This window comes from Sphingopyxis sp. OAS728, from assembly GCF_014873485.1.
GTDB lineage: Bacteria > Pseudomonadota > Alphaproteobacteria > Sphingomonadales > Sphingomonadaceae > Sphingopyxis.
In genome coordinates this window covers 2,561,680-2,586,160 of the sequence record NZ_JADBDT010000001.1, presented here as the reverse complement: position 1 = coordinate 2,586,160, position 24,481 = coordinate 2,561,680, and the positions used below count along the sequence as shown (strand labels likewise).

The window sequence follows — 24,481 nt, the reverse complement described above, 5'->3', positions numbered from 1 at the left end:
CATCATCCTTCCGCCCGCTGGCGCTTACAGTTGGCGGCCCGGGTGACCCGCAAGCGTCCGGGCGTAGGCCGCCGCTTCATGCGCGCGTCTCTCATGATAGCCGAGCAGAAGGTTGCGGATCTGTGCCTGCGGCTCGGCATCGGCGACGGCCGTGGCGATCGCGTCAATCTCGCCCTCCAGATCGCCAAGTATCATGGCATCGAAATGCCGCGATAGCTGAAGCCGGTCGCCGATTGCCGCGATGCTCGCTACGATCTCGTTGTTCGACGAGCGTTCGGCGATTGCAAGGAATAGGTCGGCGACGCGATCGGGATAGGGCTGGTCGGCGGGCAATGATGTCGCCGGTCCTTTCGGCGCCGTCGCCAGCGCGGCGAGCAACAGGATCAGGTGCAGCTCAAGCAGGTCGCGAAACTCCGTCTCGGTAAGGCGATGGACATGAAAACCCTCGCCCGGCGTGAAGTCGACCATGCGCTCGCCGTTGAGCCGGTAAAGGCTGTCGCGCACCGGCGTCAGGCTCACCCCCAGATCGTCGGCGAGGCGGGCAGCCTCAATGCGCGTGCCGCTGGACCATTCGCCCGTGAGCAGGCGGCGCTTTATCGCCTCATAAGTCGGCTCGAAGACATGCGCGGGGCTCATTGTCCGTTCCTTTCCGCAGCAGCATATTCGGACACAGCGCCGGCCTGGTCGGGACGGAGCGCGTCGATCGCGCCGATTTGGTCGGGAATGTCGTCCTGCAGCAGGATCGACGGGCATTGCCCTTCGTAATTGCCGAGATTGGGGCGATGCTGTGCATATCCGGCGAGCGCGGCAAGCTCGGGCGGGAAATGCCGCGCGACGTCGGGTGGATAGGACAGCCAGAGATTCTCATAGGGCTTCAGCCAGCCGAGGCTGTAGCTGACGAGCACGCCGCGCCGGACCTCCTTGCTGAGGTTGGAGCCCGCCCCATGCGCAGTTGATCCCAGAAAGCAGATCGCCGAGCCCGGCTTGCATTCTGCGAAGATTGGCTGGCCGAGATCGGTTTTCGCCATCCCCAACACGCCGTGGCTTTTCGGGAAAATGCGTGTGGCGCCATTCTCTTTTGTGAACGGGGTGAGCGGCCACAGGACATTGACGAGATATTCCTGGGTGCCGTCGGCCCCGCGCCACATATCCTGATCGCGGTGCGGGAACTGCCGCACCTCGCCCGGATGAATCTCGATCGCCTGGGTGAGATTCAACTGGATCCGGTCACAGCCGGTGCCGAGAATAGTCTCCACGGCCGAAAGGATGAGCGGGTTGAGTACCAGTGCGGCCATGTGCTCCGATCGCTTGAGCAGACCGCCGAAGCGCTTTGTCCGGCAGCCGTAGAAATTGCCCTCGCAAAAAGGCGTCGCGGCAAAGATCGGATCGAGATCCCTGGCGAGGGCGTGGACGCGCCCGATCGCCTCGTTGCCGAGGATGCAATAGCCTTTGCGGCGCAGCTCATCGACGAGCAGGGCAGGAAGATCGGCTTCGGTCAGGTTCTTTTTCATTGTGCGCGCTCCCCGCCTTCCTCGAACTTGAGGGCAAGCGGCGCGTGGGTCCCGGTGCGCTTGAGCCCGGCAATCGTGTCCTCGTCGATGTGGATGTTGAGCGCGAGAAGGTCGCAGATACCATCGGTGTGGACCGGGCCGAGCGTGCGACAGGTCCATCCGAATTTGCTGATCTTGCCGAACCAGCTCTCTTCGGCGATGCCGACGTACTGGCTTATGCCATTCTGCAAAGCATGCTCCGCGAGCGCGGTGACAAGCTGGTTACGGGCGTCGCGGCGCTCGGTACGCGTTTGCGCGGGATCGAGGCAGAAGCGGCTGATCTCCCACACGCCTTCGCCGGACGGCGGGCCGTCGGTGCAAAGCTGGGGATAGACGTCGCCGAGAAGATGCGGCGCCGTTGTCGGCAGGAGCCGTGCCGATGCCCGGTGACGCAGATCGTCAGGATCGAGCAGGATCAGGTAACGGGCATCCGGCGTATCGAAATGGTCGATTTCGAAACGGCCGTCGAGGGCAGGCAGATCCCATTTCAGCTGGTCGATGAAAACCTGTTTGCGGGCTGCGAACATGGCGCGCAAAGCGGCATTCCCGGGCGCATCATGCGCCCGCGTGGATTGAGTGGTCATAAGAATTCCTTGGCTTGTGGAGCCGGAATCAGACCATCAATCCCGCGGGTCGCCTATGCCCATTTCTGGGCAAGCATTTCGCGATTTGCGTCGCGCTCAGTTCGGACGCCACCAGTCGTAGATATCCGAAAAGCCGATTAGCCCGTCGAACAATGCGCACAGGATGAGCATCGAGCGACAATGGACCGAATAACGGTCGCGGGCCATCTTGAGGTGGCGCACCACCGTCTCTTCGCTAATCCCCAGGATATCGCCAATCTCACCTGCCGTCTTGCCGCGCGCCGACCAGAGGACGCATTCGCGTTGACGCTCGGTGAGGACCGGGCGCGGTCGTAAGGAGGCGGACCCGATCAGTTCGCGCGCCGATGCGATCGCGATCGCGCCGAGGATCTCGGCGGCGTGCAGCATGTCCGCCGGCATGACCGCGCGCGGGCTGACCGCGAAAGAGCAGGAGCCGGTCGCCTCTCCGGGCAAGTGGCGGGGGACGGTGAAGCCATCACCTACCCCGCTGTCGCGCGCGACGCTCAGCAGTTGGCGGTCGCCGCGAGACAGCGGGACATAGCGATCGACATCGCGCCACTGGAAACCCGTGATTGAGCGCTCGCCGGCACGCCGGATCGGATCAGTGGCGCTGAGGTCAAGGCCGACATAGACCTTCGCCCAAGCATCCGGATAATTATGGACCAGCATCGAAGCGCCATCGTCTCCTCGCCGGTCGAAGGCGAGGGCGAAATGATCGAACCCCATGCGCCCGGTGGCAGTCGCGAGCGCCGCGAAAAGCTGTTCTTCTCTGCGGGCGCCGGTGATTTCCTGTGCGAGTTCCTCCGTCAAATGAAAATGCTTCACGTCTGATCATCGGCCGCTGGCACGGTCCCGACCCGGCTGCCCGCGGTCCGCTCCATTGGATCGCGCGCCGTCGGTTCCTTTCCTAGGCGCACGAAGGATGGACATTCCACCGACGGGTCCTGACATCGCGGGGCGGGCTGTTCTTTTCGCGGCCTCGACGCGGCGATCGATCGGTCGCCTTGGTTTAACAGTCGGAAAAATGGCGTAAAGACCTCGTGCTGAGGAGATGGGCCCAGTTTGACACTTCATCCGCCGAAAGGCGGGCGTTTGAATGTGTTCCGGCGGCGTCCATCGGATCAGCCGCCGACGAGCGATCGGATCGCGGCGATGAGTCCGGCGATGAACGATCCCGCGACCAAGGCCGAGAGGAGCCAAAACTCGATCGCAATCGCGCGACTTTTCCATTTGGGTTCGCGGGTCATGGCATGAGCATGGCAGTGCTTGATAATGTAGGACATACCAAAAAGGGCCCGTCGTTCGACGAGGCCCTTCCGGCTTTCGATATCACAGGAGCCACATCGAAAGTCGCCCCCCTCTCCGAATCTTCTGGGTCGCATTGAAGATCGAAAAGAGGCGTCCTGGCTAACTCGCCCGACATGAGAGTCAAGGCCTTGTTAACGCTACGGCATCCGGACTTAACACAGGTTATATTCGCAGTTATTTGGCGCCGCGCCGGCGCCATTTCCTAGGCTGCTTGCACCGCGACCAGTTATCTCGTCGGGCTTTGCTTATAGCGACGCTAAAGAAGTGTCGGGGCCTCGACGGCGGGCGGTTTGCGGCTGAACCAAGGAATGTCCGTGCGTTCGACGGCGAGCCGCTCGGCGGGATATTTTGCGACCAGCTGTAGGGCCTCTTCGGGAGGCGCGTACAGCCAGGCGTCATGATCGGCGGCGTGGAGGATCACGGGCATCCGGTCGTGAATGTCGAAAAGCTCCTCGGTCGCATCGACCATCACCATCGTGTAGCAGTCGCCCCATTCATCGGTTGGACGCCAGAGGCCCGCGCAAGCGGCGAGCGGCTGGTCGATGACGCTAAGCCAGGTGCGGGTCATCCGGCCCTTCTCACCTTCGGCCTCGGCAAAGGCCGTGATCGGGATGAGGCAGCGCTGCGCCGGATTGGTGAACCATGTCCGCCAGAAGGTCATCAGCTTGTCGTCGCGCGCATTGTTGACGGGCTTCGGCTTGCTCGTCGGCTTCATATGCTTGAGCCGGACCGGAAATCCCCAAGTCATCGACTGGAGCGCGCGTGTTCCCGCATCCCCGCGGACCACGAAACCCTGGCCGCCGGGATAGACCTCACCGGGCTGGGCATTGGTGAGCGGGCGCCGCGCGCCAAACGCCGATGCCACTTCGTCGACCGAGGCCTTGAGCGTGACGAGATTGCACATGGCGGCGGTCCCCTGCCGTGGTTTGGCTCAGGCCGCTCCGAGCAACTCGTCGAAATTCTGCTGGATCGGCGGCATGATGCTGAAGCTATTCTTGGGGAAGGGCTGCAAAATGTCCAGCGGTGGCCGCGCGCCCATCAGCCAGTCGAACCAGTCGTCGGGACGGACGACGGCAACATGGCGGTCCTTGTGCGGGGCAAGATCGTCATAGGCGGGCACGGTGAGCGCCGCAAAACTCTCAGGCCAGAGCCGGTGCGCCGGACGCCAGACCGCCGCGATGCAGAAAAAGGGCTCGTCGGTGATAAGGCTCGCGGCGTAAACCGTCTTGCCGCGCTTCACGAGCCCGAACTCGTTGGCAAGCAGCAGGCATGGCCGGTCGATGATCGCGGTTTCGGACTTGAGCAGCGGGATCTGGAAGACCTCGGGATCGCGCGACGGCAAGCCCCAGAGCATTTCCTTTTCGCGCTCGCGCTGTCCGTCCCACACCATGACACGGTGAAGCTTGCCGATCCCGACGAGCGCATCGTCCGTTTCGATATCCATCTCTCAGCTCCTAGGCGCGAAAGCGGCTGAGCGCGCGCTTCCATTCGCGTTCGTCGGGCATGGGCAGGGCAATGTCGTCGGGGCCGGGGTCGACAAGGTCGATCCGGACCGGGCGAACGCGCTTGCCCGTTCGCGCGCCGCAGCGGACGCACCAGAATTTATGCCGGGCCTTGGCAAGATTGCCATCCCACATCTTGCATTCGAAGCGCCACCAGATGCCATACGGATTGAAGGTCGCGCTATGCCCGCAGCGGCAGACCGGCCTGATCGCGCGAAACCAGGCCGCGGCCTCGAAGATGTTGGTGGCATTGTGCCGTCCGTCCTTTGTCCAGCCGCCCACGTCACAGGGATAGCCCAAGCTGGTCGGGGCTGGCGGGTTCGCCGCCCGGCTTCACGCTCTCGACAATCGCGCGCGCGAGCTCGAACGCCGCCTCGACCCGGATGTGGCTCGTCGGCGCGGTGATGCCGACGCGCGCCCAACCGGGGGCGGAAAGGATGGTCTCGGCGACTCGGGCGGTATCGATTCTGTCCATGTCCTTATGAGAACATAGGAAGAACATTCTGACAAGGGGCCGATCGATCCGGTCGGCTCACTTCGCCAACGTCGCCGCTGCTCCGGGGTCAGGCGGCGGACGCCGCCGGTCCCCGGAGCAGGAGGAAGAGCGGGGCCCGGGCCGGATGGCGAATGGGTGCGGCGAGAGAGGCTCGCCGCCGGTCCGCCGCAGGAGACCGGACATGGCGCAACAGCAAATCGCGCAAGACAGGCGGGGCCCGCGGGTCCCGCTTTATGAGGAGATCACCAATCGGATCATCGCCGAACTCGAGGCGGGCCGCCTGCCCTGGGTCCAGCCCTGGGGCACCGCGCGCGCCGCGATCGGACTGCCGTTCAACGCGGCAAGCGAGCGGCGCTACAGCGGCATCAATATCCTCACGCTCTGGCATGCGGTCATAGCGCGGGGCTTCACCGGGCATGGCTTTCTGACCTTTCGGCAGGCAGCGGCTCTCGGGGGCTCGGTGCGGCGCGGCGAGCATGGGACCGCGATCATCTACAGCCACCGCGTCGGCAAGGGCGAAGCAAACGGCCGGACCGAGTCCGGCGATCCGCGCGGCGAGGGCAAAGGCGGCTTCTCCTTCCTCAAGCAATTCACCGTCTTTTCGGTCGACCAGCGCGAAGGCCTGCCCGAGCGCCTCTATCGTCCGGTGGAACCCGTTCCGGAAGGATTGATCCTCCCCGAGGCGGAGCAGCTCATCGCCGCGACCGGTGCCGATGTCCGCATCGGCGGCGTGTCGGCCTATTACAGCCCGCGGCATGATTTCGTCGCGGTGCCGCGGCCCGATGATTTCTTCGAGCCGATCAACTGGCACCGCACCGCCTTTCACGAACTCGGCCATTGGACCGGTCATGCGAGCCGCCTCGACCGCGACCAGAGCGGCAGCTTCGGCTCGAAACCCTATGGGCAGGAGGAACTCGTTGCCGAAATGACCGGCGCTTTCGTCTGCGCCGCGATCGGCATCGCGCCGACCGTGCGCCGTGCCGATTACATCGGGTCCTGGCTCGAAATCATTCGCGAGGATCATCGAGCGATCCTGCGTGCAGCGAGCGCCGCGTCGAAAGCGGCGGACTATCTGCTCGCCTTTCGTCCCGACGCCAATGCTACCGACCCCGCAGAAGGTCCAGCCGCGGAGGGGGCTCACGGCGGCGGCGCCACCATGCCGAATATCGCAGGGAGGGTCGCGGCATGAAGCTCCTAACCCCAGAACTCGAGGCCGAGCTTCGCGCCAACGATATCGCGCGGCGCGATGCCGTCGCGCGCGGCGAACGCGAACCCGATCCGCGGCCGGTCCTCCGGCTCTTCAATCCCGTCGGCGCCGCGACCTGGCTCGCGACCGAGATCGACGCCGACGGCATCCTGTTCGGCTTGGCCGATCTTGGCTTCGGCTGCCCCGAGCTTGGCAGCTTCTCGGTCGCCGAACTTGAAACCCTCCGCCTGCCTTTTGGTCTCACCATCGAGCGCGACCTTTGTTTCGCGGCGAGCCACCCGCTCTCGGTCTATGCCGCGGCGGCGCGCGCCGCCGGGTCGATCGTGCTCAGGGAGCAAAGGCTGCGCCGGGGGGCGCGGATGATTTCGGGGCGCGAATGATGCTCTCGCCACATGCCGGGGCCGCGCCGCGGCCCCGGGAGGAAGAGGGGGGCTTCGCCTTCGCGACGGGTCCAGGTGCCGGGAGAGTGTCTCGCGGCGGCCCGTCGTGGAGAATGGCCATGGCCAGTGCAAAGCGTAAGATCACCCTCAGCCCGTCGCGCGATATCCCGTTCGACCGGCTGGTCCTCTCGCAGTCCAATGTCCGGCGGGTGAAGGCCGGCGTGTCGATTGGCGAACTCGCGGACGACATCGCCCGTCGAACCTTGCTCCAGGGTCTCAATGTTCGTCCCTTGCTCGATGAAGCTGGGGGCGACACCGGCATGTTCGAAATCCCGGCTGGCGGCCGCCGCTTCCGCGCGCTCGAGCTGCTCGTGAAACAGAAGCGCCTTGCCAAGGACGCGCCCGTACCCTGCATCGTCCAGCAGGCCGCGGCCAATATCCTTGCCGAGGAAGACAGCTACGCCGAAAATGCCGTGCGCGAGGCACTGCATCCGCTCGACCAGTTCCGGGCGATGCAGGCGATGGTCGACAAGGGCGCCGAGGTCGAAGCGATCGCGGCGCATTTCATGACGACGCCTGCCGTAGTGCGCCAGCGGCTCAAGCTCGCATCGGTCTCGCCGGTGCTGCACGACCTCTACGCCGAAGAAGAGATAACGCTCGACCAGCTGATGGCCTTCACGGTCTCGGACGATCATGAGCGGCAGGTCCAGGTCTGGGAAATGCTCGCGCACAGCTACAACAAGTCGCCGTCCTTTATCCGCCAGAAGCTCACCGAGAACAGCGTCCGTGCAGTGGACAAGCGCGTGCGTTTCGTGAGCGTCGACGCCTATCTCGCCGCGGGCGGCGGGATCGTGCGCGACCTGTTCGAGGCCGACGATGGCGGCTGGCTGACCGACCCCGCGCTGCTCGACCGACTCGTCGACGAGAAACTGAGCGCCGTCGCCGCGCACATTGGCAAGGAAGGGTGGCTCTGGGTCCAGACCGCGATCGATCTGCCGTGGAGCGCGACGAGCGGTCTTCGCCGCCTCGTCAGCACCGAGGTCGCGATGACCGCCGAGGAGGAAGCGACGCTGGCTGCGCTCGAAGCAGAAGCGGATACGCTCTCCGATACATGGTCGGAGGAACCCGACGTGCCCGCCGAAGTGCATGCAAGGCTCGAAGCGATCGAAGCCGAAATCGGCGCGCTGACTGATCGGCCGCTGATCTTCGACGAAACCGAGATGATCTACGGGGGCGCTTTCGTGTCGGTTGATTATGACGGCACGGTGCGCATCGATCGCGGTTTCGTGCGGCCCGAGGATGAACCGGTCGTCGAGACGGGGGATGCTGCGGACGATGGCGAGGATGGACCCGGCGGCGAGGCGGGCGCTGCGCCTGATGCGGGCCCTGACGGTGCGATCGGTTCGGGGGCTGGCGGTGAAGAAGCCGACGAGGAAGGACTGAAGCCGCTGCCCGAACGGCTCGTGTCCGATCTCACCGCCTGGCGTACGCTCGCGTTGCAGGATGCCTTTGCGCAGAATCCGCAGGCCGCATTCGCAGCAGTCCTGCATGCGCTCGTGCTGTCGGTCTTCTACCGGACCAGCCACGAAACCTGTCTCGAGCTGTCGGTCTCGACGGTCTATTTCACCAACGAGCCGGCGGGGCTTCGCGAATGCGGCCCGGCGCGGGCGATCGATGCCCGGCACGAGGACTGGCGCGCGCGGCTTCCCAAGGAAGACGCCGATCTCTGGGAGGCGCTCCTTGCACTCGATGCCAACGAGCAGGCGAGCCTGTTCGCGCATTGCGCATCGCTCGGTCTCAATGCGCAGGCCGAGATCGTCCCCAAATATGGCAGCGGCCGGGTCACCAGCCGGAGTGTCGAACGCCGCATTGCGCACAGCCATATCCTTGCGCGCGCCCTGAATCTGGACGTCCTCACGGCGGGATGGCGGCCGACCGCGGACGGTTATTTCCGGCACGTAACCAAGCCGCGGATCCTCGCCGACGTCACCGAAGCGCGCGGCGAGCCTTTTGCGAAGATGATCGATCATCTGAGGAAGCCCGACATGGCAAGCGAAGCCGAGAAACTGCTCGAAGACAGCGGCTGGCTTCCCGAACCGCTTCGCACGCCCGTTGATATTGACGCTTCCGATGTCGACGGACGCGATGCCGGCGAAGGGGATGACGGTGATCTCGATGCCGTCGAAGCCGGCGATGATGGTGCCGCAGCGGGCGACGCCGGCATTGAAGCTGCCGCCGATCCGGGCGGCCCGATCGATGGCGACCTTGGCGATGAGGACGACGACGGTCTGGCGATCGCCGCCGAGTGAAACGGGCGAGGGCGGCTTCGGCCGCCCTCTCTTGCCCGGCCTTTTGCGACTGCGGTCCAGACTTGGCCGTAGTCGCTTTGTCTTGAAATTTGCGCGGCGCTTGTGGCAACCTTCCGTCATCTGCCGGTGGGGCATCCGGCGCCGCGCTCGACATCGTCCGATAGATCGACGTCGAGCCAGCTGCGCACGAGGAGCCCGATGGACAGCATCTCCGATATCGCCCGACGTCTCGCCGACAATGCCGAGTCCGTCTGCCGCCGTTATTTGCCGCGGGGGCGCCGCGAAGGGCGCTACTGGCTTGTCGGCAATATCCATGGCGCGCCGGGGCGCAGTCTCTACGTCCGTTTGAGCGCCTCGGTCGAGGGGGGCGGACGGGTCGGAAAATGGACTGATGCCGAAAGCGGCGAGCATGGCGACCTGCTCGACATCATTGCCGCCAGCTGCGGCCACCGATCGATGCACGACACGCTGGCCGAAGCCCGCCGCTTCCTGAGCCTGCCGATGCCATGTCATGATGGGGAGGCCTCGTCGACGCGGCGGGCGAGCAAGGCGCCTTCGGGGTCGCCTGAGGCGGCACGCCGTCTCTGGGCGGCTTCCCGTCGATTGGCGGGGAGTATCGCCGACCGATATCTTTCAACCCGTGCGATCGTTGGCGCGCCTGGCGAACCGGCGCTCCGCTCTCATCCGCGCTGCTATTATCGCGCATCCGCCGGTGACGCGCCCGGCGTTCGGCGCGCCTGGCCGGCACTCATCGCAGCCGTCACCGATGAGAAGGATGCTGTCACCGGCGTCCATCGCACCTGGCTCGACCCCGCCGGCGGCAAGGCACCGGTCGCCAATCCGCGCCGCGCGATGGGACAGTTGCTCGGCAACGGTGTGCGCTTTGGCGCGTCCGGTCCCGTCATGATCGCAGGCGAAGGGCTCGAAACCATCCTGTCGCTCCGCCAAATCGCGCCCTCGCTGCCGATGATCGCGGGCCTCTCGGCCGCGCATCTTGCCGCGATCCGTTTCCCTGGGGTTCTTCGCCGCCTTTATGTCGCACGCGACGACGATGCGGCCGGTGAGGCTGCGGTCAAGACGCTGTCAGAGCGGGCGGGGGCGGCAGGGATCGAGCTCGTCCCGCTCCACTCCGTTCGCGACGATTTCAACACGGACCTCTGCGCCCTCGGGCGCGCGGATGTGCGTACGCGCCTCGCGGCCCAACTTGCCGAATGCGACCGCGGGCACTTGCAGTCCGAATAGCATTGGGCCGGAAGGGGAACGGGAATTGGCCGGAAAGGGCAAGGCAATCGGCCGGATAGGGCTGCGGACTTGGCCGGAAAAAGAAGGGCAAACTGACGAGGATCCGTTTCGGCCTGCCTGGTTGCCGACCTCTATCTTCCGCAGGTCGTGAACAGCGAAAGGCCGCCCTTACGGACGGCCTTTGCTTGTCTGGTATGTGCCAGCGCGACGAATATTATTTAGCGGCGACGGTCGAAATGGCCCCGATAGACCTTCACGACGCGGCCGTTGCGCTGGTTGACGAGCAGCAGATCGTCATAGTGACGAACATAGGTCAGATTGCCGCGCGCCTGCGGAATGCCCCAGCGGCGGTCATAGTTCATCCGGTAGTTCGGCGCATAATAGTTGGGGCGGAGCGTCGAGCCTTCGCGGAACTGCTGGTAGCGGAACGGTGCGCGGTAATTCTGGTAGCGCGTGTCACGGCGCCAATCTCGCACTTCGTCACGATAATCGTCGCGCGCATCGCGATATTCTCGGCGTTCCTCGCGAATGTCGTCGCGGTCGCCGTAACGCTGGGCGTCGCGATATTCCTGGCGCTCTTCGCGGGCTTCGCGGCGATCGCGTTCGATCTCGCGGGTCTGGGCCTGTGCGGCGGCGGGGATTATGATTGCTGCAATCAGGCCCGCGGTTAATATTCTGCTTTTCATCGTGCCATTCCTTGTCTTGCTGTCGAAGCGACGTTCGACCGTATCTCTGGAATACGCCCCTCCCGCACAATCGGTCCTGAATGCGCCGTTCATGCCCGGTATAGCGTGGCCGCGAAGCGGTGAGCGGTGAGCGGTCAGCGGTCAGCGGTGTAGCGGTGAGGCGTCATGCGGCAAAACGGCGAAGCGGAGACGCAGCAACCGGTAACCGCTGGGCGGCGCTGCGGCTTTGTTCCCAGTCGGCGCGGAAGGCTGATCGCAGATCGCACTTTGTCGGCGCGGTGTGACAATCGCGAGGGACACGGCGGAAGGCCGCGACGGAAAAGCGATTGCGTCGCATGGCGCCGGGGCTCTTCGAGGTCTGCGCCTTCGGCCTTCGCTGGAGGGCGACTGCGGCCCGCGGCGCGCCTGCCGCAACGGCGACTGCCCGGCTATTTTCCGCCGGGGCTTTGCCCCTTTGCATCGCGAAACAAAATAGCCGCGCAATCGCCATCCTCCGCTGGCGCTGCGGCCGGCGGGGGCCCCGCCCCCTTCGGTGCGGAGACGCGCCGCGCGCCGCAAAGTGTCGCCGCGAAGGCCGCGAAAGGCGCGGCCCCCTGCGGAGACCCGATATGACCGACGCCTTCGACCATCCCGAACCCGGCCCGCCGACCGAGCCTGGCGCCAGCGCAATCCTCCTTCAGGAAATGCAGCTCTACGGTCACCGGCCCTATGACGACGAACCCGACGGACGGCCGCTCCCCGACGACCGGCTCGCCGGCGGCGCCGTGGCAGATATCTTTGATGCGCTCGCCGGATGCCTGCAGGACACGCGGATCGAACCCGATCTCGAGGATCTGCTCTGGAGCGTCGTCAATATCTTCCACCGCGCCGGCGAACGCGTCGAGCGCGAGCTCGATCGCAACGAGGCGGCGCAAAAGCAGCTTCAGCGCGAGCAAGACGGCAGCGAGATCCGCTCGGTCGAACTCGAGCGCGCCATCGCCGAAGGCATCACGATGATCGAGCGCCGCGACACGATGGAATTTTTCCGCGAATGCGCCGCCGAACAATTTCGGATGCATGCCCGCAAGGCGTGGGTCCCGCACAGCGGCTCGCGTGTCCGCCACAAAACGATGACCGCCGCGATGATCGACAGCCGCGATTTCATGAACCGCCGGCTCCGCGAAAAGGCATCCGCGCTGATCCCCGAAGGCACGCGCATCGCTTTCAGCGGCGGGCCGTCCTGCAACGACCATCGGCATATCTGGTCGGCACTCGACAAGGTCCATGCGCGCCACGGCGACATGGTGCTCATGCACGGCGCTACCCCGACGGGGGCCGAGCGCGCTGCGGCCTGCTGGGCCGATGCCCGCGGCGTGCCGCAGGTGGCTTTCCGCCCCGACTGGAACCGCCACAAGAAAGCCGCACCCTTCAAGCGCAACGAGCGGATGATCGATGCGATGCCGGCGGGCCTCGTCGTCTTCTCGGGCACCGGTATCCAGGACAATCTCGTCGACAAGGCGCGCGCATTCGGCATTCCGGTCTGGGATTTCCGGGTACCGGGCTGAATTCTCACCACTTTGAATCGGACGATGCTTGCCATCCGGCGAGCGGGATTACAGGATGACAATCAATGCGAACCGATCTCGATCATCTCCCGGCGAACAAGCAGCGCGAACTCGAGCGCGTGAAGGCGATCATCTTCGAGGAATTCGCCGACAGCATCGCGCTGGCGACGATGAACTGGAAGAAAAAGGGCCGGATCGACAAGATCATCCTCTACGGCAGCTACGCGCGCGGTGGCTGGGTCGACGAGCCGCACACCGCCAAGGGCTATCGCTCGGACTTCGATCTGCTGATCATCGTGAGTGACAAAAGGCTGACCGACAAGGTCGATTACTGGCTGAAGGTCGAGGACCGGCTGAACCGCGAGCTCGCGATCGACAAGACCTTGCACACCCCGGTGAACTTCATCGTCCACACCATGTCGGAGGTGAACGACGGGCTCGCGCATGGCCGCTACTTCTTCATGGATGTCGCGAAAGATGGCATCGCCCTCTACGAATTCGACGACAAGGAATTGCACACCCCGAAGCCGAAGACGCCCGAGCAGGCGCTGGCGATGGCGCGCGAATATTTCGACGAGTGGTTTCCAAATTCCATGAAGCGTTTCGAGAGTGCCCGTTTCCTGATGGAAAAGGGATACACGAAGCAGGCTGCGTTTGATCTCCATCAAACCACAGAGGGTCTTTATCATGGCGTGCTGCTGGTCTGCACTTTCTACACGCCCCATGTTCACAATCTCGGATTTCTGCGCACCCAAGCAGAACGGATCGATATGCGTCTTGTCGATGCATGGCCGCGCGAACTGAAGGCCGATCGTGCGCGCTTCGCGAAACTGAAGGAAGCCTATGTGAAGGCGCGCTACTCCAAGCATTATCGCATCACCGAGGATGAGCTTCTGTGGTTGGCGGGCCGGGTTGAGGAACTGGGCCGCGCCGTGCATGCGATCTGTTCGGAGCGAATAGCTGAACTGGAAGAAGCCGCGCAGGCCGCGGACTAGGCCCGGGCCGTGCGTGTCCGGGATTTCTTTTTGCTCTTCGCGGTGTGCCTGGTCTGGGCGTTCAACAATGTGCTCAGCAAGATCATCGTCACCGACTGGGCGATCCCGCCGCTCTTCTATGTGACCCTTCGCTTCAGCGTCGTCGCGGTCCTGATGTTGCCCTGGCTATTACCGATGCCGCGTCCGGCCTGGCGGATCGTCGCGATCGCCCTGCTGCTCGGCGGCGGCAGCTTTGCGCTTCTGTTCGTCGGCCTGCGGACCACCTCGCCTTCCGCCGCGGCGATCATTCTCCAGCTCGGCGTGCCCTTCACCGTGCTTCTGTCGATCCTCCTACTCGGTGAACGTATCCACTGGCGCCGCGGGCTCGGGATCGCGCTGACGCTGGCCGGGGTAGTAATCGTGTCTTGGCGGCCCGACGGGGTGATGCTTTCTTCCGGACTTTGGCTGGTGGCCGCCAGTGCTTTCGCCGGGGCTGCAGGTGCAGTGCTGATGAAGCAGGTCGTCGGGGTGAAGCCCTTTCGCTTTCAGGCATGGGTCGGGCTGATATCGGCCACCGTCCTTGGTCTGCTGTCATTCGCGTTGGAGGATGGGCAGTGGGCGGCAGCCGGACATATCGGATGGCCCTTCGTTGGAGCGATATTGTTCACCGCGCTCATCGTCTCGATCGGGGCGCACTCGATCTATTATCATCTGATCGGCCATTACGAAGCCAATTTGATTGCGCCGCTGACCTTGATGACTCCGCTCGGCACGATCGCGTTGGGCGTGCTCATCACCCACGATCGTTTCGATCTGCGCATGGGGATCGGCGGAGCCTTGGCTCTGCTTGGCGTGCTGATCGTGGCCCTGCGCCGAAAGCCGGCTACAGAATTGCTCGTCGAGCGTGAGATACGCTGATTTCAAAAAGAGGGTCGGCATAATTTTGAAAGCAAATTGCTGAATCTGTTGCCCTCATGCATCGGTACCGCGTGATTCTGCGGATAATAATCTTATGTGGGTGGCGTAGCTGGGCGGCTGCTGTATGCGCCCGTCGCGACCCGAATGGAGGGCTCCTTCATTCACTCACCTGGCGGCCCTTCGGGGCCGCCTTTTTCATTTTCACTCTGATCTTTGCAGATGGTTTAGCTGGCCTCAGCCGAGGAGACCTGTTCCTTCAAAGGTACTCGGCTCAACCTAGGTACAGGTTATTGCGTGGTAGCCGTTCGCTATCATCCTGACATCACCCCGGCCGAAGGAATGCCTCGATGTTGTCACCCACCCGGGGAAATAGTCGCAGCAAATCTTGAAAAGGTTCACCGATGCTGAAGGATCATGCTTCATCCGCGATCGTACCATGTTCCGATCTGGCGCGAGCAAAGGCCTTCTATGGCGAAGTCCTCGGCCTGCCTCTCATCGCTGATCACGGGGTTGGTTTAGTTTTTGGAACTGGTGCGACCAGGCTCAATGTCTATTTGAGCGACTACGCCGGCTCCAATCGTGCCAATGCCGTCGTGTGGTCGGTTGGTAACGAAATCAAAAAGATCGCAGCGGACCTGCTGGCGAAGGGTGTCACGCTCGAAGAATATCCGGATGGCTACGACGCCGTGATCGACGGCGTCCATACCAGGGGCACGCTGAGCGTGATCTGGTTTCGCGACCCCGACGACAACATCCTGCACGTTTCGAGCGGTAGCGCCAATTAGGCTCATTGCGTCGGCTACGCGCCTCATGTCGGCCGTTCAGGATGGTGCGGAAAGTGCCTAGAAGCGGACTCAACTCACGAGCCAGCCGCCGCCGCTTGTCACGAGCGCGTCGCGCGCGCGGACGTCCAGGCCAAGCGATAGCAACTCGTTCAGAAATTCAGCGGCTGCGCCGATTTGATTGTCGAGCGCCCGCATTTCGACCGGGAAGTTCAACGCCAGCGGTTCGATCGCCTTGATGAGAGCGCCCGCTGACTTGCCGATGATCGTTCGGCTGTTGCGGGCCGGAAAGCCGATCGCGTGCGCGAATTGGTCGAGATCGTCGACGGTGATGTCCTCCGGCAGCGCTGCGGTGCCTATGTTGAAAGCGAGTTCTTCGACGAAACCCGGCACTGTCTGGACCGGCACCAGATCGTAGAAGGGGGCCAGTTCGGGCGCCTCGCCCGGCCTGTGGAGGATCGCGTGGTTCTTCGCATGATTGTCGTTGTTCCCGATCAGCAGGTTGAATAGCGTCATGCGCAAGAAGAAGGCGCGGGATAGCGCGGGGTGACCCGTTGCATCCAGAATGCGCCCGATCGTCGGGGCGTCGAATTTTCGTCCTTCGGCGCCGCGCCTTTCATATTTGAGCTCGGCGGGCAGGCCGGCCGCTTGCGCGAAATCTTCCTGATGAATGCGATAGACCTTATTGCCCTCGACGATGCGGTCGAAGCGCTGAATCAGCAGCACCTCATGCTCGTCTATTATCTGGGCGACACAGGTGCCGACTGGCAGGGCGCAATCATGGGCGAGAAGTGTGACGAAGGCTTCGTCGCGCGCTTCGTGGCGGTGATCGGCATGCGGAATCTTGAGGATATGCGTGGTCGGCGCGCCGCTCCCGGCCTTGGGAAGGCCGAAGCTGCCGTCCGGGAGGGCCGCGAGACTGATCTTGTCGCGGAAGCCGGCGACGGGGGAAGGGTCTCTCATCCCGTCCGGAAGGGGCTTGCCGGTAGCCAGACGATGGACGAGGTCGCGAAACTCCTCATCGGCCAGCGCGTCATAATCGCCATCGAGATCACCCGGCCGCTTTATCGGCGGCGCGTCTTCGGGAAGCACGCTCACAGCTCCGGCACAGTCCGCACCGACATGGGCAAGCAGTCCGGCGATGTCGGTACGCGAAATCCCGTTGCGCGCCATCACCCCGTTGAGCTGATCATTCTCCTGGAGAAGATTGTCGAAGAAGGCGCGCGCGCGCACATCGCCGAACTCCACCTCTTCAAGCGGCAGCGACAGGGAAAGCGGATGATTGGCGCGCGTCTCGATCCAGCTATCCGCATAATGGAATGACAGGGCGCCCTCGTCATTTGCGAGAAGCGTACCGATCGGTTGCTCGGCGCATTCGAGCCAGACGTTGAGCAGGCGCATCAGCCGTGCCGCGGCCGCGCAAAAATATCGATCCCCGCCGCGCGCGCGCACGCCAATACCTTGTCGAACTCGACGCTCGGTTTTCCGCCTTCGAGCTCGGAAAGGAAGCGACGTCCGACCCCCGCATAGGTCGCGAATTCATCTTGGCTCAACTTCATGCGCTTGCGCGCCTTGCGGATGATCTGGCCGAGATCGGCGGCGCTGTCGATGGGGTGCGGCGCGCGCACTTCGCCCGCCGACGTTGGAGGGGTGGAAGTTGCGGGTCCTTTTTGTGTCAGAAATTGACCCGACCGGGAGTCGCGTCCGACAATGTTGCCGCCTGTCTGCCGGGTGGAAGGCGATTGGGTAAGGGCACGCGCAGACGAGGAGCGATATCCCTCTAGTGCGCCCTGATAGGCGCGTAGCGTCTTGTCGCCGCTCGCGCTTCTCACCTGGGCATCGCGGAGATTGATAGCCTCAAGCATACGCTTGCTGGTCCGGTCGTCAGACATTTGATCCCTTTCGGGTGCAGAAATAATGACGAGAGGTGTAAAAGTCAATAATGCACCTGTTCGGGTGCAATTTGACGGATGAGTGAGGCTTTTGCGGCTTATGTTCCCGTTCGGGTTCATTCTGCAGGTCTTGACCAATGCTTCGATGTCAGCAATGTCCTTAGGACATTGCTGACATCGAAGCACCATTAAGATTTGCTTGACTAAGTGGAGGATGGGCACGATGTCCTAAGGACATCGTGCCCATCCTCGAACCATGACCTCGGCTGCAACCCTTATATCTCAAATGGCGCGGGACACGCGGCGCACTGTCATATCCGAATTCGGTCTGCTGCTGCTTGCGCGGCAGCTATTCAGGGATCGAGGCTATGCCGGACAAAGCCTTCCGCAACGGAACGGGCCCCTTAGCACGAAACGGGCGCGCAATCTGCTCGCCGAGGTCACCTTCACGCCATTTCCCTATTATCCCGATCTGGGCGCTCGCAGCGGACAGCTGCTGCGAGACGCAGAATTCAGCGGGCCGATCTTCATTGTGGAGGATGGCGATGCCGAGGCGGTGCTCTTCGACGCCGATCCCTTTTGCTACCTCTCGCACGCTTCCGCCTTAGCCTGGCACGGACTGAGCGCGCCTGAGCCTGACCTGTTCGTCTCGACCGCCGATCGCTCGCTATGGGCGCGCGGGGCCCGCGAGACGGTGGCCGAACTGCTTGACGATGACCTGGATGAATGGGGAGAGGCCGGCTCGCTCTTCAGAATGACCCCGCCGCGCCCGTTTCCTGTCTTGCGGGGGCGCAATCTCCATCGTCACGAGCGTAGCGATCCGGTGCCACCAGGCGACTTCGGCGCCGATGTTGACCGAGTCAGTCCGGTCGGAGTGACGTTTCGCGACTCGATCGCCGCGCCCGGACGCTGCGGTGGGGCTGCCAAGGTTGTCGATGTCTGGCGCAAGCATGCGCTACAACATCTCGAATCCATTATCGCGGAAATCGATCTCAGTGTCGAAAAGATCGTCCGCGTCCGAGCAGGCTATCTTCTGGAGGAAGTCTTGGGCGTCCAGGATCCTCGTATCGCTAGGTGGGTCAATGACGCGCAGCGCGGCAGCTCGCGTAAACTCGAGCCCGCGGCTCCCTATGCAGGACGTTTTTCAAAGCGATGGATGCTGTCAATCAATATCGACGATCCGACTCTTCCTGCCGTCACGGCGTAACGGCGGCGGTTTCTTCTCGGTCGAGGGAGCTTTGCGCCCGGCATCGGACGTTTGCGCGTTTTCAGAATACCTCTGAAAGCGGATGCCGACCCTCTATTTGCCTCAGCATGCTAAAGTCCTACAGATTTATACTCGAGGTCAGGCGGGGTGATCGCGCCCCGTAAGGGCCACCCCGCAGCGCCTCGCGGCGGTTGCAGCCAGAATGCAGCACGTCCTTTCACAGTCATACGGCATAGCCCAAGGCGGTAGTCGAGTCGTCTCAGTTTTTCTCGTCTTCCGGCCGTGCGAACGCTCGTAGCGGTAAGGATTGCTGAACGCTTTCCAGTATCTCTCTTTCGAAAGGCTGGAGTTGTACGTGCCCGAGATCGATCCCTGCCAGGATACGAAGTCCCTGATCGACGTTCTCGATCGCGCCGCTATCGATCATGATTTTCCGAGCTATCTCGGACGGAACCCCATATTCGTCCAGCGCAAACAGTCCAGCCGGCATGAACAGCGAGTCGGCCTGCGCAGCAAACATGGAGTAATCGCCTGGGGCGGCTTTTTTGTACCGCGACAGTACGTCGGCCTGAATTCTGCTCAGTGCCATCAACTGCCGTCCGAACTTATATCCTACATAATTGCGAAGAAACGACAGCGCCTGTTCAACAGCGTCGCTGATCGTGTCATCCTTCCAACGCTCCGCGACCCGCCGGGCAATAAAGTCTTTGAAGTCGTCCGCGCTCATGAGGCTTGTAAGTACGGCCTGCAGTTGATCTCCGGCAAATATCTTGTGCCGGCGTAGCGACTCCCCATGATCGAGATGTTCGTAAATCAGGTTGCAGGCGGCAAGCAATTGCGCCGATTTGGGGACGCCCTTCCACTGAAGGTGGCCGGGATTGGTATCGTAAAGGAGCGAAACGGCCTCGAACAGCGCGTTCTGATCCTCGATCGGAACGTAACGATTTTGCCGGATCGTGGCTTCGCTCAGCTTGGACTCCTCGAAGGCGGCCTTGATCCTTTCCTGCGACAGGGGAGACAGGCTCCCCGTAGGAAGGTCGAGGATCAGCGACATCGGCGTCGTTTCGTCCTGCTGGCCCACGGGCAAATCGACGACATGATCCCCTTCCGCAACCGCTTCCTCAAGGACGAACACCTTGCCGATGAAATAGCGGTTCATTCGCCCCGCACGGCCGGCGATATTCCTGAAGGTGAAGTCATCGATCGTGCTGGTGTTTGTCCGGCGGTCGAAGATTATCACATTCTCGGCGACCGTATTCACGCCCTCTATGATCGTCGATGTGCAGACGAGAATTTTAACACGGCCTTCTTCAAAGGCTCTCACCATATATTGCTGAATCGCCCTTGGAACGTTTCCGTGATGAATGCCAATCCCGTGCTTCAGAGCCTGGATTACCTCCCATTCACTCGGGAAATATTGTTCCAGCCAGTCGACGGCGCTCTTCGTGGCGTCGGTCACAGGAAGCTTCGAGGCTTCATATATCGTCCGCGCTGCATCGCGCGCACTGCGCGGCGACTGGCAATAGACCAGAGTGGGGCTCTTGAGCGATCCGCACAATTGGATAAGCTTTTCGTTCCGCTCCTCGCCACGCTGCTTGAGGTTGAAATATTCAATGTCCAGAGCCACTGTCGAAAAATCGGAAGGCATGAAGACATGCTTGTAGGATGAGGCAAGGCCGTTAACGCTCGCGATATTGGGCCCGATAAGATAAAATTGAGCGCCGTTCTGCGCTAGACGATGAAAGCATATATTGAGATCGATCGCCCGCTCATCGTTCCCATCACGAAGATCCAGCTTGTAGAATTCGTCAATTACGAAAAAATCGGCATCTTCAAGATCGTTGCGCCCAAGTGCCCGTTCTTGGGTGAGGATGTAGACCGTGGGGCGGCCGTCGCCAAGACGAACCTGGCTCGGATGGGTGATGATGTCGTGCGTGCTGCCTAAGGTCGCCGTTATGCGCCGTCTCGTCTCGTCGATGAGCGCGATAGTGGGGACGATGATGACGGCCTTCTTGTGTTGTCGCGTCGCGAGAACAGCGTCGATGACAAGGCTTTTTCCGACGCTGGTCGGCGCGCTCAGAACGACATTTCGTCCGTTCACAATCTCCTGGAAAACCGCCAGCTGAAGGCTGTGGAAAAATCTCTCTTGCCCCACGCCCTGTACGCGGTGCGCTTCGAAGAGCATCTGCTCCTCGATCCCCGCATTTCTCGCTTGATCGGCATAAGGATATAGGCCGACTTCGCGCACCAATGCATCAAGTAAGTCGTCATACCCATCGGTGAGAAGCGCCTTGTGTGGAAGCAGGCGTATGACCAGATCCCGGGCTATAGCGCTTGTGTTCTCCCTGTTGGCAAGCCGCGTTACCTCCCGGAAAATCGGAAAGCGGGCCGCGATCATCTTGTCGGGATTGGCGATACACTGCCGGATATCGTCGAGTTCCATCGTCACTTCCTCAACTTCTGCTCGAAATCCAGGGCGAGCGTGTCGGCGCATTCCACAGGAACTAGAAACAAGGAGATCTGGACAGATGCCAGTTCGTCGCCCAGCAGCGCCTTGATCCTCGCATATTCCATCGCGACTTCTTCCTTTAGACTATCGAGATAGCCCGCGTCGAAGCCGGAGCCGAGGGTCGCGCTATCATAGGCCACCAAAAGGGGCAGGCGCATGACCTTGAGCAATTCCGATGTTTTTCCGGTCTTCGACAGGATCGCGTCCAGTTTGTCGTCTCGCAAGTGCCTCGGCTCGCGCAGCTGGATGATGATGTCCCGCTCTTCCTTCAGCACGTCGCGCGTAAGCCCGGTCCGCAGTTCCGCAAGAACCTCGTCGATCACGGCTTCATGAGACGACGCCGTGACCAGTCGCGAACGGCCGAGCCAGATTTCCTCACCGCTGGGTAACTGGACGATATGGGCGCTGCTTGCCCTCATCGTTCCGCCAATCAGCACGAATATGCGGCAGGCGATCGGCTCTGCGCCAAAATGATGGCGCAGGATGGCGTGCAGCATGAGTGCGGCTATGAGCTGTGGAATATCGGTCGAGCCGCGGCGATCAAGCTCTCTCAATGCCTCGCCCGGCAGTCGCCTTGCGGCAAGATGATTAAAATTTGCTAGCGTTTGTGGCGGGAGCGCAATTTCCGGAAGCCAATCCAGCAGATGATCGATCAGCTCGTCGCGCCGCCAGACATCGCCATCAAACTCGACGTCATAGGCGTATAACGCGCGCCGAATGGTATCTTCATCCATCGAGCAGATTTCCGAGAAGAACTGCGGAACGTTCGAGATTTGGTAAACCTTGACCGACGCATTCGCGGCCGTTCGCATCGCATCGACCCGCGACGCCCACCAGTCCAGGCAGTCATGGCGGGTCCACACTTTCTCCTCGGCATCTGCCGAGGGCTTGTCGCCCATTGTCCGGACCTTGTCGGCTAGCTCGCGATAAACCGCATCCATGGATTCGTAGCTGGGATTGACCCCCTGGCCGCCCGACAACTTGAGGAGGGCATTGATATTGCGCGATATCAACGCGTCCTCTTCACCTTCAATCTCCCAGAACATATTGCTTGCCCAGTCGCCCAAGTTTCGGCCCGACGGCGACTGCACTGCCTTGAATTTATTGGAGAAGCTGACGACGAGAGCTTCAAGGCCCTTATAGTCCGCGCGCTTGGCGCGCGGGCGCCGGAAAGGCTGCAGCTTTGTCGATATTGCGCGCGTGGTTACAAACCTAAACCAGGCGGTTTCCCCGTGCTTGTCGCACAAGAGAGATTTCTCGCATATCGAACTTCCTTGCCTGCCGCCGACGCGTGCCGTGAGCTCCTTGATAGACCATTTTGCATCTATTTCGGTCGTTTTGACCTGAATATATTCTATGATGGTTTGTCCGCCTTCCATACGGCGCAGGACGACATCGTCTCCAGTCTCGCATTCCAGCTGCAAAATCGTGGGATCGTGCAGCATCTCCAGCGCAAGGCGCGCGGCAACATGGTCCTGAATTCGAAAGCCCTTACGCGCAGCGATGCCACCAGCATCTGACGATGCAGCGATACTACTCAAATCATCCGGCACGCGGCCCTTCTCCTTACTGGGTTAGCATTGCGCCTCCTGCCAAAAATGGGAAGGCACGTGGTGGCTGCCAGGTGGATTAAACTTTCTCAATCAGATGGAGTTGGACGTTGAATCCCATCCGATCGATGCGCGCGGCCGCGGCGCGCAGCGCCACTTTGCTGAAGAAAGGAAGGTTGAGGTTTTTCGACTTTTTGTGGGCATGGCGCATCACGCCATAGATTACGGTGAAATTCTTGGCGGTAGGCCTCGTGCGTCCATCCGGAATGAGGGCGGAAAAGCCCTGGCGATTATATTTCACCTCACGCTTTGTTGCGGCCCGCCGAAAGTCGCCCCGAAATTTTGAATCGCCCATAAACGCCTCGGCGGAGATCAACGCTTGGTTCCATAAATGGCTGAGCGGGGCCGATGAGTGGCCGTCCTTCAGATGGATCAGCTCGCTTTGTCTAGAGAGGAAATCGCAGGCCTCGATCTTGGCGGTGGGTGCGCCGGCCGGATTGGAGCGGGTCTGATCGAGGCAAAGAAGTCGCTGGTCGGCGATAAGCTCCGCGATCAACGCCTGCTCAGTTTTCGCTACCGTTTTGGTTAAGAACGACGGTTTCAGGAGGGCTTGGTAGCTGCGTTCGACGTCTTTCTGAAACTTGTCCTCAATCAGATACCATATCCCGTCAAAGAGAACGTAGCTATTGTCCGCCTCGCTCGTCTCGAAGACAAAGCAGGAATACAGCTTTCGGCGATGTGTGCCGTCGCTGCGTCCGTTTTTCATTACGCGAATCTCGTGCGATGGTTTGAGTGCCCGCATGTCAGTGATGGTGTCGAACTTCCCTTTTCTTAGCTCAGAAACGTAGTCCTCGATCGCCAGCTCCAGATAGCTCTCCTTGCCGGAGCTCAGCCCCAGACCAAAATAGCCTATCTCTACCGAGTCCTCTGGACCCAGTATGTCAGGGATTGCGAGATGCAGGTCGGAGGCGCCGCCATCGACCAAGATCTTCAACTCCTCGAAAACCATGTCATCGAGGGCCTGGATCAGCGTACGACTGGAGACGGGCTGCACGTGGTCGATAAAGCCGAAGTCGCGTTGGTAAGACGTCTCGCCATAGAGCTCGAGCGCACGCTCGCATTGAGCAACTATGCGCGTCGGAGCGAGGTGCGCCCGGAATTTTAGCGCGTCGCGGCCGGTAAGCGCCTTGGCAAAGTCGCTCGATGACGGAATGCCCGACGCGAGCCGAACCAAATCTCGGTCTGTATCCACTTCGAAAGCACCAAGATCTGCGTTACGGCTCGCTTGAGTGCGCTTTTGCATAACGGTCGAGTCGAGCTGTGCGCTATCAATGACACGCAGACGATCGCGCGATACGAGGTTAAGCGTAACCTTGAGGCCGAACCCCGTCTCGACGGCGCCGTCGGTTAATGCGTGATGGCCCTGCCCAAAACAAATGGCAAACAGCCGCTTGGCCGGGTGTTTGGTTTCTACGAACAGGACGGCCGAGCAGCTTTGTGTGCGGAACTCGTCGCGCGCTGCCGGTGCAATCTCTTCCAAGAAATTCACCCAACCCGGGGGGTGCGCACCGGACTGGTTGAAATAGAGCTGCCCGATACTGCTCGGCATCGGCGTGAAGTCATGATCATCCTTTAGCGCTTCTTCTGCCGTCGATCCGCGCATAAGTCGCAGCGAAATCTCTACAATGTTCGGCACTGGCCCCACGAGAGCTCCGGCATCAGCCACAGCACATCTCCCTCATCCCGGATTTATGTGACACAATCGAATGCGATTTTAAACTGATTATGCCTACCCTTGATTGCCATAGTGATGCGAAATA

24 protein-coding genes are annotated in these 24,481 nt (G+C 61.8%); 9 read left to right on the top strand and 15 right to left on the bottom strand.

Annotated elements, in window-relative coordinates:
- Positions 1-24 precede the first annotated feature (24 nt).
- The 9 genes from GGC65_RS12080 to GGC65_RS12045 form a co-directional block, all read right to left on the bottom strand.
- A complete protein-coding gene (locus GGC65_RS12080) occupies positions 25-636 on the bottom strand; it encodes a GntR family transcriptional regulator (RefSeq protein ID WP_192647388.1) in 612 nt (203 codons plus the stop codon).
- Positions 633-1,511, bottom strand: a complete 879-nt coding sequence (locus GGC65_RS12075) for a phytanoyl-CoA dioxygenase family protein (protein WP_192647387.1) — start codon at positions 1,509-1,511, stop codon at positions 633-635. The genes GGC65_RS12080 and GGC65_RS12075 overlap by 4 nt, the downstream gene beginning before the upstream one ends.
- Positions 1,508-2,134, bottom strand: a complete 627-nt coding sequence (locus tag GGC65_RS12070) for an acyl-homoserine-lactone synthase (protein WP_192647386.1) — start codon at positions 2,132-2,134, stop codon at positions 1,508-1,510. The genes GGC65_RS12075 and GGC65_RS12070 overlap by 4 nt, the downstream gene beginning before the upstream one ends.
- 96 nt (positions 2,135-2,230) lie before the next feature.
- Entirely contained in the window at positions 2,231-2,965 is a 735-nt protein-coding gene (locus GGC65_RS12065; RefSeq protein WP_225940793.1) for a LuxR family transcriptional regulator, read from the bottom strand.
- Between the two features lie 311 nt (positions 2,966-3,276).
- Positions 3,277-3,402: a hypothetical protein gene (locus tag GGC65_RS23575; protein ID WP_264081025.1), complete on the bottom strand. Its 126-nt coding sequence runs from the start codon at positions 3,400-3,402 to the stop codon at positions 3,277-3,279.
- 317 nt (positions 3,403-3,719) lie between these two features.
- Entirely contained in the window at positions 3,720-4,367 is a 648-nt protein-coding gene (locus GGC65_RS12060) for an SOS response-associated peptidase (RefSeq protein ID WP_192647385.1), read from the bottom strand.
- Positions 4,368-4,394: 27 nt separating this feature from the next.
- Positions 4,395-4,907, bottom strand: coding sequence for a hypothetical protein (locus GGC65_RS12055; RefSeq protein ID WP_192647384.1), 513 nt, complete (start codon positions 4,905-4,907; stop codon positions 4,395-4,397).
- A 10-nt stretch (positions 4,908-4,917) separates the two neighbouring features.
- Positions 4,918-5,247: a hypothetical protein gene (locus GGC65_RS12050; protein WP_192647383.1), complete on the bottom strand. Its 330-nt coding sequence runs from the start codon at positions 5,245-5,247 to the stop codon at positions 4,918-4,920.
- A gap of 1 nt (position 5,248) precedes the next feature.
- A complete protein-coding gene (locus GGC65_RS12045; RefSeq protein ID WP_192647382.1) occupies positions 5,249-5,440 on the bottom strand; it encodes a DUF6771 family protein in 192 nt (63 codons plus the stop codon).
- A 202-nt stretch (positions 5,441-5,642) separates the two neighbouring features.
- Between GGC65_RS12045 and GGC65_RS12040 the strand changes: the two genes are divergently transcribed.
- From GGC65_RS12040 to GGC65_RS12025, 4 genes are all read left to right on the top strand, one after another.
- Entirely contained in the window at positions 5,643-6,650 is a 1,008-nt protein-coding gene (locus tag GGC65_RS12040; protein ID WP_192647381.1) for an ArdC family protein, read from the top strand.
- Positions 6,647-7,048: a DUF2958 domain-containing protein gene (locus GGC65_RS12035; RefSeq protein ID WP_192647380.1), complete on the top strand. Its 402-nt coding sequence runs from the start codon at positions 6,647-6,649 to the stop codon at positions 7,046-7,048. The genes GGC65_RS12040 and GGC65_RS12035 overlap by 4 nt, the downstream gene beginning before the upstream one ends.
- Positions 7,049-7,167: 119 nt before the next feature.
- A complete protein-coding gene (locus GGC65_RS12030; RefSeq protein ID WP_192647379.1) occupies positions 7,168-9,357 on the top strand; it encodes a ParB/RepB/Spo0J family partition protein in 2,190 nt (729 codons plus the stop codon).
- 198 nt (positions 9,358-9,555) lie between these two features.
- Complete coding sequence (locus GGC65_RS12025; protein ID WP_192647378.1) at positions 9,556-10,599, top strand: toprim domain-containing protein; 1,044 nt, start codon at positions 9,556-9,558, stop codon at positions 10,597-10,599.
- 218 nt (positions 10,600-10,817) lie between these two features.
- On the opposite strand, the gene GGC65_RS12020 is transcribed toward GGC65_RS12025, so the two are convergent.
- Positions 10,818-11,285 carry a hypothetical protein gene (locus GGC65_RS12020; protein WP_192647377.1) on the bottom strand — a complete coding sequence of 156 codons (468 nt, stop codon included), beginning with the start codon at positions 11,283-11,285 and terminating at the stop codon, positions 10,818-10,820.
- 608 nt (positions 11,286-11,893) lie between these two features.
- Here GGC65_RS12020 and GGC65_RS12015 point away from each other — a divergent pair.
- The 4 genes from GGC65_RS12015 (at position 11,894) to GGC65_RS12000 (ending at position 15,506) form a co-directional block, all read left to right on the top strand.
- Positions 11,894-12,829, top strand: coding sequence for a DUF2493 domain-containing protein (locus GGC65_RS12015; protein ID WP_192647376.1), 936 nt, complete (start codon positions 11,894-11,896; stop codon positions 12,827-12,829).
- 65 nt (positions 12,830-12,894) lie between these two features.
- Positions 12,895-13,824 carry a nucleotidyltransferase and HEPN domain-containing protein gene (locus GGC65_RS12010; RefSeq protein WP_192647375.1) on the top strand — a complete coding sequence of 310 codons (930 nt, stop codon included), beginning with the start codon at positions 12,895-12,897 and terminating at the stop codon, positions 13,822-13,824.
- A gap of 9 nt (positions 13,825-13,833) precedes the next feature.
- The gene (locus GGC65_RS12005; protein ID WP_192647374.1) at positions 13,834-14,721 is read left to right on the top strand and encodes a DMT family transporter; all 888 of its coding nucleotides are present in this window, start codon (positions 13,834-13,836) and stop codon (positions 14,719-14,721) included.
- Positions 14,722-15,122: 401 nt separating this feature from the next.
- Positions 15,123-15,506 (top strand): VOC family protein, encoded by a 384-nt coding sequence (locus GGC65_RS12000; protein ID WP_192647373.1) that lies wholly within the window; start codon positions 15,123-15,125, stop codon positions 15,504-15,506.
- A gap of 69 nt (positions 15,507-15,575) precedes the next feature.
- Here the strand turns inward: GGC65_RS12000 and GGC65_RS11995 are convergent, their stop codons facing one another.
- Both GGC65_RS11995 and GGC65_RS11990 read right to left on the bottom strand, forming a co-directional pair.
- On the bottom strand, positions 15,576-16,904 hold the full coding sequence (locus GGC65_RS11995; protein ID WP_192647372.1) for a type II toxin-antitoxin system HipA family toxin: 1,329 nt from the start codon (positions 16,902-16,904) through the stop codon (positions 15,576-15,578).
- Entirely contained in the window at positions 16,904-17,395 is a 492-nt protein-coding gene (locus GGC65_RS11990) for a helix-turn-helix transcriptional regulator (protein ID WP_225940792.1), read from the bottom strand. Before GGC65_RS11990 ends, GGC65_RS11995 begins: the two co-directional genes overlap by 1 nt.
- 286 nt (positions 17,396-17,681) lie before the next feature.
- Between GGC65_RS11990 and GGC65_RS11985 the strand changes: the two genes are divergently transcribed.
- A complete protein-coding gene (locus tag GGC65_RS11985; RefSeq protein ID WP_192647371.1) occupies positions 17,682-18,602 on the top strand; it encodes a hypothetical protein in 921 nt (306 codons plus the stop codon).
- Positions 18,603-18,861: 259 nt separating this feature from the next.
- Here GGC65_RS11985 and GGC65_RS11980 read toward each other — a convergent pair whose 3' ends face one another.
- From GGC65_RS11980 to GGC65_RS11970, 3 genes are all read right to left on the bottom strand, one after another.
- Positions 18,862-21,045: a DEAD/DEAH box helicase gene (locus tag GGC65_RS11980; RefSeq protein WP_192647370.1), complete on the bottom strand. Its 2,184-nt coding sequence runs from the start codon at positions 21,043-21,045 to the stop codon at positions 18,862-18,864.
- Positions 21,046-21,047: 2 nt separating this feature from the next.
- Positions 21,048-22,664 (bottom strand): dsDNA nuclease domain-containing protein, encoded by a 1,617-nt coding sequence (locus GGC65_RS11975; RefSeq protein ID WP_192647369.1) that lies wholly within the window; start codon positions 22,662-22,664, stop codon positions 21,048-21,050.
- Positions 22,665-22,740: 76 nt separating this feature from the next.
- The gene (locus GGC65_RS11970; protein WP_192647368.1) at positions 22,741-24,387 is read right to left on the bottom strand and encodes a DUF6119 family protein; all 1,647 of its coding nucleotides are present in this window, start codon (positions 24,385-24,387) and stop codon (positions 22,741-22,743) included.
- Between the last annotated feature and the right edge of the window lie 94 nt (positions 24,388-24,481).